The sequence below is a fragment of the Pseudomonas sp. WS 5027 genome (assembly GCF_012985695.1).
Taxonomy (GTDB): Bacteria; Pseudomonadota; Gammaproteobacteria; order Pseudomonadales; family Pseudomonadaceae; genus Aquipseudomonas; species Aquipseudomonas hygromyciniae.
This window is the reverse complement of record NZ_JAAQWU010000025.1, coordinates 67,065-75,006: the sequence shown is the minus strand read 5'-3', so window position 1 is coordinate 75,006 and position 7,942 is coordinate 67,065. Positions and strand designations below refer to the sequence as shown.

5 protein-coding genes are annotated in these 7,942 nt (G+C 57.9%); 1 reads left to right on the top strand and 4 read right to left on the bottom strand.

From position 1 onward, the window contains the following. Positions 1-6: 6 nt before the first annotated feature. A complete protein-coding gene (locus HBO09_RS24635) occupies positions 7-963 on the top strand; it encodes an alpha/beta hydrolase (RefSeq protein WP_169997532.1) in 957 nt (318 codons plus the stop codon). Positions 964-1,032: 69 nt separating this feature from the next. Here HBO09_RS24635 and HBO09_RS24630 read toward each other — a convergent pair whose 3' ends face one another. From HBO09_RS24630 to HBO09_RS24615, 4 genes are all read right to left on the bottom strand, one after another. Continuing rightward, entirely contained in the window at positions 1,033-3,510 is a 2,478-nt protein-coding gene (locus HBO09_RS24630; protein WP_346266443.1) for a TonB-dependent siderophore receptor, read from the bottom strand. 315 nt (positions 3,511-3,825) lie between these two features. Continuing rightward, positions 3,826-6,354 (bottom strand): TonB-dependent siderophore receptor, encoded by a 2,529-nt coding sequence (locus HBO09_RS24625; protein ID WP_169997536.1) that lies wholly within the window; start codon positions 6,352-6,354, stop codon positions 3,826-3,828. 108 nt (positions 6,355-6,462) lie between these two features. Further along, entirely contained in the window at positions 6,463-7,395 is a 933-nt protein-coding gene (locus HBO09_RS24620) for a FecR family protein (protein ID WP_169997538.1), read from the bottom strand. After that, a complete protein-coding gene (locus tag HBO09_RS24615) occupies positions 7,392-7,898 on the bottom strand; it encodes an RNA polymerase sigma factor (protein WP_169997540.1) in 507 nt (168 codons plus the stop codon). The genes HBO09_RS24620 and HBO09_RS24615 overlap by 4 nt, the downstream gene beginning before the upstream one ends. Positions 7,899-7,942 lie beyond the last annotated feature (44 nt).

The following is a 7,942-nucleotide window of genomic DNA, read 5'->3' as shown; positions in this document are numbered from 1 at the left end:
CACGCAATGCCTCTGGACCCTGACCTCGAAGGTTTTCTGGAACTGGCCGAGATGGGCCGCCTGAGCGGCAAAAGCCAGCCGATGCACCAGCTCACACCACACGCCGCACGTGCCGAGTTCGACCTGACATCGAAGATTCTCGACCCCAGCCCGCCCGGCGCCATCAGCGTGAGCACATTGCAGATCCCGACTCGCGACGGCCAACAACTGTCAGCTCGCCTCTACCGCAAGACCGGTACAGAGCAAAATGTACTGCCAGTGATCCTGTACTTTCATGGCGGCGGTTATGTGGTTGGCAGTCTCGACTCCCACAACTCGATCTGCCGACGTCTGGCCGCCAGCGGTCGTCATGCAGTGCTAGCGCCGGCGTATCGCCTGGCGCCTGAACACCCATTTCCCGCGGCGGTGAATGATGCCGTAGACAGCGCAAACTGGCTCGCCCGTCAGGGTGCCGAGCTGAATCTGGACGCATTCCAAGTGACCGTCGCTGGCGACAGTGCCGGCGCAACCCTGGCAACTGTCCTGGCCATCAGCGCCGTGCAACACCCTGAGAATATGATGCTTATCCCCCAGGCTCAGTTGCTGTTTTACCCGGTCGCCGATACCCAGCGTACTCGCCCTTCCCACCAGCGTTACGCCGAAGGCTTCCTGCTGGAGAGCGAGACACTGCAATGGTTTTATCGACACTACACGCCTGACGCCGAGCAACGTGGCGACTGGCGTACTTCACCCTTGCTGGCCAAGGGACTGAGCGCCCTGGCGCCGGCCTATATCAGCCTGGCCGAATATGACCCACTGTATGACGAAGGCCTGGAATATGCAGAGCTCCTGAAGAGCACAGGCACCCAAGTGACCTTGCAGACACAAAACGGCCTCACCCATGACTTTCTGCGTATGTCCGGAATCACTGGGGACATTGCGGGGATTTACAGCGCGGTAGATCGTTGGCTGGTCCAGCTCTAATCAGGTAGACACAGGTACAAAAAACCACCTCGATCGAGGTGGTTTTTTTATGCGACGCCTGAGGGGAACCTAGAACGTGCCACGTACCGTCAGCATGTAGTTGCGCGGTTCACCATAGTAGTTGCCGTACTCGGAAGTCTTCAGGGTCTCGAAGTACTTGCGGTCGAACAGATTGTTGCCGTTGAGGGCGACGGTCCAGTTTTCATCGACTTTGTATTCGACCATGGCATCCCATACCGCGTAGCCGCCTTGAGCGAAGTCAAAAGGCGTCTCACGGGAAACATCGTAGTAGTTGCCGGTAGGGTTTTTCCCGTCAACCCGATAAGCAGTTCCACTGGCATAGCTGGCGCTCTGGATGTTGACACCACCACCTATTTTCCAGTCAGAAAGGCGATCAGGCAGTGTGTAAACAGTCCACAACTTCGCCAAATGCTTGGGTGTAACGGTCGTGAGGAAAGTGTCCTTGGTACGATTGTCCGTGAGGTTCAAGGTGTAGCCACCCATCACCATCCACCCAGGCAACACCTCACCACTGGCTTCAAGCTCAAGTCCCTTGCTGATGATTTCGCCTTGCGCCAGATAGCAGCAACTGCCGCCATACAAGACTGATTGCGCCGCGTACCGCGGGTCTTGAATCGCCTCTTTCTCGCGTTTGGTATAGAACAGCGCAGCCGAAACATTCAGCGTTCCGCCGTAGAGCTCACCCTTAATGCCGGTTTCGTAAGTCTTGCCAACCATGGGTTCCAGGACTTTTCCGGAATTGCTGGGGCCTTGTAGTTGCTGGGCCTGGGGCTTGAAGATTTCCGAATAGCTGGCGTACGCCGACCATTCATCATCAAGGGCATAAACCAAACCACCGAAGGGGACCAACTTGGTTGGTTCACGATGATTGCTCTGGGACTGAACGTCCCATGCGCCCGTCTTGTCATTTACGCTCTTGTAGGTCTGTTCAAACTTGTAGCGCTGGACCCTGGCACCGAGAATCAACTTGAGCGGATCGGTCAATTGCAGGCGCAAGGTCGAGTACAAGCCATACTGCTTGCGAGTATTGGGGCTGTAATCACGCTCCAGCGCGCTACCGATACTGGAAGACGGTAGAGGCGGTACATCCGGATTGTAGACATCGATCGGATAGAAGCCAGCCATGCCCCACGTCGAGCGCCAGCGGCTGGTCACTTTCTGGGCATCTGCGCCGATCAACAGCTCATGCTCACGATTGAACATGGTAAATTTTCCGGACACGTTGGTATCAAACAACGACTGCTCGCTCCAACTTCTGACGAAACTCCCTCCCCAGGTAGCGCCTTCCAGGGTGACCGGGTCCGGAGCGCCCCATAGAAACACACCATTGGTATCGGACTTGTTGAGGGTATTGGTGAAGGAGACGTTGAGTTTCCAGTCGTTCGCCAGTTCTTGGTCGTACTTGGCGAACAGCTCCTGGGTACTGATGTCCGCATATGCCCAGTTGGTCGTGTACCAACTGCTGCGCTTGAGCTTCAAATCCTCACCGGTACTGAATCGAGGCAATCCATCCCCCGTGCCATTTTCATGGGTCTTCTCGTAACGGCCGCCAACGGTAACTCTGGCGGTGTCAGTCACGTCCGCCTCCAGCACCCCGTAGATGAACGGCTTCTCGGTACTGCGCTTGTCCATGAAGTACTGGCGGTCGGTATTGGCCACCACGACACGCCCCCGCAACTTGCCGTCAAACGCTATCGGCCCCGTTACATCAACCTCGCTACGGTAGTTGTCCCAAGAGCCAGCCGAGGTATTGAACTTGAGTTGGAAGAAATCCAGCGGACGTTTGCGTACGAGGTTGATGATACCGCCCGGATCACCAGTACCACCAAACAGGCCCGCCGAGCCCCTTAGCACTTCGATATGGTCAAACTCGGCCATGTCATAGGTTTGGTTGGCATAGAACGTACCTACACCCGAGCCGATGTCCATCGGCGAGGCACCATCAATCTGGATGTTATCGATACGGAAGCCACGAGAGATGAACTGCGGCAGGCGATAGTTGGCGTTTTTTACCGTGATGCCCGGGGCGCGTCGCATCGCGTCGGACAAATCAACAATACGTCGGTCTTCCAGAAGCTGTTGGGTAATCACCGTCACGGACTGCGGCGTGTCCTTCAGGCTGGTGGGAGTTTTGGAACCGGCGCTGACCAGGCCACTGGTGTACGAACGGGAGTTTTCCGTCATCTCCCCCATCCCCTGGCCCTGGATGGTGGTGGTACCCAACTCCAGCGTTGTGGTTGCGCCGTTTTCAGGACTGAGGATGACCGTGTTGTTTTCAATCCGGAAACTCAGGCCTGCACCTTTGAGCAGCGCCTCAAGCGCAGCTGCAGGCTCCAGGCTGCCATTGACAGCGGTGGACTTCTTGCCAGCAACCATATCCGGCCCGAACAGCACTTGCAGGCCGGTCTGCTTGCCCAGCTCGGTCAGGGCCTTGTCCAGGGACTGGGCAGGCACATTCACCTGGACGGGCTGGGCGAAAACCCCGCCGCTGACACTGAGGGCCAACCCCAGGACCGCCACCGACACGCAACTGCGGCAGGACGCCAGGGGGGTGTTGAGGAGTTTTTGCCTGTACCTTTTGCTCTCGCGCTTCATTGTTTGGTTTAGCCCCAGATATGTCATTAATGTCGAAGGTCTTCCACTCTTGAGGCGGAATGACCTGAATAGAGTTAAACCGTCCGGACCCCACTCCCTGTTGCAGAGGGACGGTTTTGACTTGAATCGGTATCGAGCCATTAATGAACGTTCGGGATAAAAATAATTTAGAAGGATTCCCAATCACTTTGTAACAGAAACAAAAAAGGACATCTCACGATGTCCCTATTTCATTTCAAACCTTGTTTACCAGAAGGTACCGCGCAAGGTCAGCATGTGGTTACGAGGGTCGCCGTACCAGTTCCCGGAGTAGGAAGACCCAACAGCCGTGTAATAGGTTTTGTCGAATACGTTATTGAGGTTGTAGGCCAGCGTCCAGTTCTCGTCCAGGCGATACTCAGCCATGGCGTTCCAGACTGCGTAGCCCGACTGTTTGTAATCAAAGGGGATGGACAGGTCTTTATCGTCGGCATCCTTGACCGGATTCCCCATTTTATCCAGGACACCAGCAGATCCGCTGACGTAAGTGGCGCTTTGCAGATTGACCCCGCCTCCCAGCTTCACATCATTGAAAGCACCTGGCAGGCGATAAGTGGACCATAACTTGAGCATATGCTTGGGGGTGATAGTGCTGAACGCAGCATTGTCCTTGCGGTTCTGGTTGTTGTTATAGGTGTAGCCAGCGATCAGCATCCAGTCAGGCATCACTTCTCCCGACACCTCCATGTCGACGCCCTTACTGATGACTTTGCCCTCCGCCAGATAACAGCAGTTGCCACCGAACTGCACATCGGTCGATGGATAACGGAGGTCGCCTACCGCTTCGTTTTCCCGCTCGGTGTAGTAAATCGAGAAATTGGTATTCACCACCCCGCCAAACAGTTCGCCCTTCAACCCGGTCTCATAGGCGCGGCCTTTCATTGCCTCAAGTGGCGTGCCGGGTGCCGGGCCCTGTAATTTCAGCTGCTGAGGCCTGTACTGCTCGGAATAACTTGCGTAAGTCGACCACTCATCATTCAGGTCGTAGACCAGACCGCCATAGGGTGTGAGCTTGGTAGGCTCACGGGACGACACATCGGACTCAGTCTTAAACCCGCCCCCATCCCAATTTGCCCTGTACGTCTGGCTGTACTTAACACGTTGGACACGGGCACCGACAATCAGGTGCAGAGGTTCGGCGAGTTGCAAACGCAAGGTGGAATACAACCCATACTGCACTTGGTCATTGGGACTGTAATCACGGAAAAAGTCCTTGCGGGTTGGTGGCTGAGGCCACGGTGTGGAGTCTGGATCAAACACGTCAAGATCAGCACCGGCCCCTTCGTGTTGTCCGGTACCGCGCCACCGGCTGGAGATCTTCTGATGATCCATGCCGAGCAAAAACTCATGCCGTAAACCGAACGCATCAAACTTCCCGGCAAGGTTGATATCTGCCGATCCCTGTTCGCTGCGATAAGCGGTTGTGGTACCGCCCCAGTTAGTACCCTTGAGCGTGATCGGATTGAGTCCATTGCTGGCAAAAGCGCTTTTCGAAAGCCCGGACTCCAGGGTCCTGGTGTAGGTCGCGTTTACTTTCCAATCATCGTTGAACTCATGGTCAATCTTGGCAAACAGTTCCTGGGACCGACCATCCTGATAGGCCCAACCCTGTGTAAGACTGGTGCGCCTGGATAAACCCAGGTCATCGCCGGTGATGTACCGCGGCAAGCCAATGCCGGAGCCATTCACATGGATTCGCTCGGAGCGGCCGCCAAAGGTCACGCGGGTGTCCGGCTGGATGTCAGCTTCCAGCACCCCATACACCGTTGGTTTCTCGTCGCTTACATGATCCTGGAAAGAACCATTGTTGCTGTAGGCCGCTACCAACCTGCCGCGCAACTTACCGTCAAAGCCCATAGGGCCCGTTACGTCGAACTGCGTACGGTAGTTGTCCCAGGAACCTGCCGAAGTGTCGATCTTCAACTGATAGGCATCCAACGGACGCTTGCGCACCAGGTTGATCATGCCCCCCGGATCCCCAGTGCCGCCGAACAACCCTGACGCCCCGCGCAGAACCTCTACGTGGTCGAACTCCACTAGGTCGTAATTTTTGTTGGAGTAAAAACTTCCTGCCGAGTTACCCAGGGCCATGGGCGCGGCCCCGTCGATCTGGATGTTCTGGATCATGAAGCCACGAGAGTAAAAATCGGTGGTGCGTACACTGGTTTTTTTCAAGGTAATCCCTGGCGTCAGCTTCAACGCGTCGGTCAGGTCCACCGCCCTGCTGTCCTGAATCGCTTGCGCAGTCACCACTGACACCGACTGCGGCGTCTGTCGCAAGCTGGTCGGAGTCTTCGAGCCAATACTCGTCAGGCCAGTGGTATAGGACCCCGAACTCTCCGTCATCTCCCCCATCCCCTGCCCCTGAATGGTGGTAGCCCCCAACTCCACCGCCCCTCCCTGCGCCGGCGTCTTTTCAATCAGGATCACATCATCACTGACCCGAGCGCTCAAGCCGCTGCGCAGCAGCAACCGATCAAGCCCTTGCTGCACCGGATAATTTCCCTTGAGCCCGTCGGACTGCTGACCCTCCACCCACTCGCTGACGACCATCAACCGCAACCCGGACTGCTCGGCAAAGCGCGTCAATACCTGGTCAAGTTGGCCAGCCTCGATATCGTAGGCCCGAGTGGCGACTTTCTGCTGTTCTGCGGCCTGTACCGAGACGCTCGTGCCGACGCCGCCGGCCGTGGCTAGTGCCAGGCTCAAGGCGGTGTGCCTGATCAGATGCTGCATAACGCTCCCCCTGCTGAAATCAGCCAAATAAAAATCAATCTCAACAGGAAAGACGTCAGCCTTCTGAAACCCGACAGCGGCAGCCAGGGTATTTTTTTAAAACCGGGGTTACTGGCGCGGTGAGTCGTCGCGTTCGATCACGGTCAGCCATGGCAGCAGGCGCACGCGCAGCGGTAGGGTGCGTTGCAGCAGTTTCAGTTGGGCGTCGGTGTCGTCGGTGGCGATGATGCCGGTCACGGGCAGGTCGCGCAGGCTGTTGTCGCGAACCCAGATTACGCCACGGTGGTAGCTGCCGAGTTGTTCCAGCACCTCGCCCAGGGGTTGGCGGTTGAAGACCAGTTTGTCGCGACGCCAGGCGGTGGCGGTGGTGACGTCGACCGGTTGGCTGCGCGAGAGGCCGTCCGGGCCGTATTGCACGGCCTGCCCGGCTGCGACGTCGGTGGTCTGCGGGTCGTCGTCCAATGTCACGCGTACCGTGTGTTCGGTGACGACCATGCGCACTTGCTCGCCCTCGCGCCGCACGTCGAAGCCGGTGCCCAGCGCGCGCAAGCTGCCACGGCCGGCGCGTACTTCGAATGGGCGCTGGGTATCGGGGGCGACCTGGACAAAAAGCTCGCCGGTATAGAGATGTAGCACCCGGCGATCACCTTGCATGTCGATGTCCACGCGGGTGTGCGGCGCCAGCTCCAGGTGTGAGCCATCGGCCAGCGTGACGCGGCGGTGCTCGCCCAGGCCGGTCACTTGGTCCGCCATCCAGCCGTGTTGTTCGGCCTGCCAGGACAAACCGCCGGCCAGGCCCAACGCGACGACCAGCCCCAGTTGCAGCAAGCGGCGTGACGATCCGGGTGGACGCTCCAGCGCGCTGCCCAGGCTCTCCCACAACCGTTCCGCCGCCTCGGCAGCGCGCTGGTGTTCGGGCGAAGTTTCGCACCACTGCAGGTAGGCCTCCCACGTGGGTGCCTCGGCGGTGCCCGAATGCAGGTCGACCAGCCACTGCAACGCTTGCTCGGTCAACAGTGGCGAAGGTTTATTCAGTGTCACTCGGTCATCCCAAGACGCCGGGCGCAATGCAGCACCGCGCTCATGATGTATTTGCTGACCATGCTGGGAGACACCCCGAGTCGCGAGGCAATCGCCGCATGACCCAAGCCGTCGAGGCGGTTGAGCAGCAAGGCTTGGCGGCTGTTTTCGGACAATTCTCCCAGCGCCTGTTGCAACAGTTGCAGTTGCTGGCGCATTTCCACCAGTGCGGCGGGGCCCGGGCATGGGTCGAGGAGCTCGTGCTGCACATCTTCCAGCGAATCCACAGGCCCACGTCGCGTGCGGCTACGGCCCAGGTCGATGATCAGGTTGCGCATGACGCGAATGAGGAAAAATCGCGGATTGGTGATGGTATGGGTGCGCTGCTGCCGGTCGAGACCGACGTAGCGTACGAACGCGTCCTGCATGAGGTCGGCCGCCATTTCCCGGTCACCGAGGCGCCGGTAGGCAATCTGCTGCAGTTCGCGATGGTAGAGGCGAAACAACCGATCCAGATGATCCAAATGCACACTCCATGAGCATCCGTGTGCAGGGCACACATAGGGGG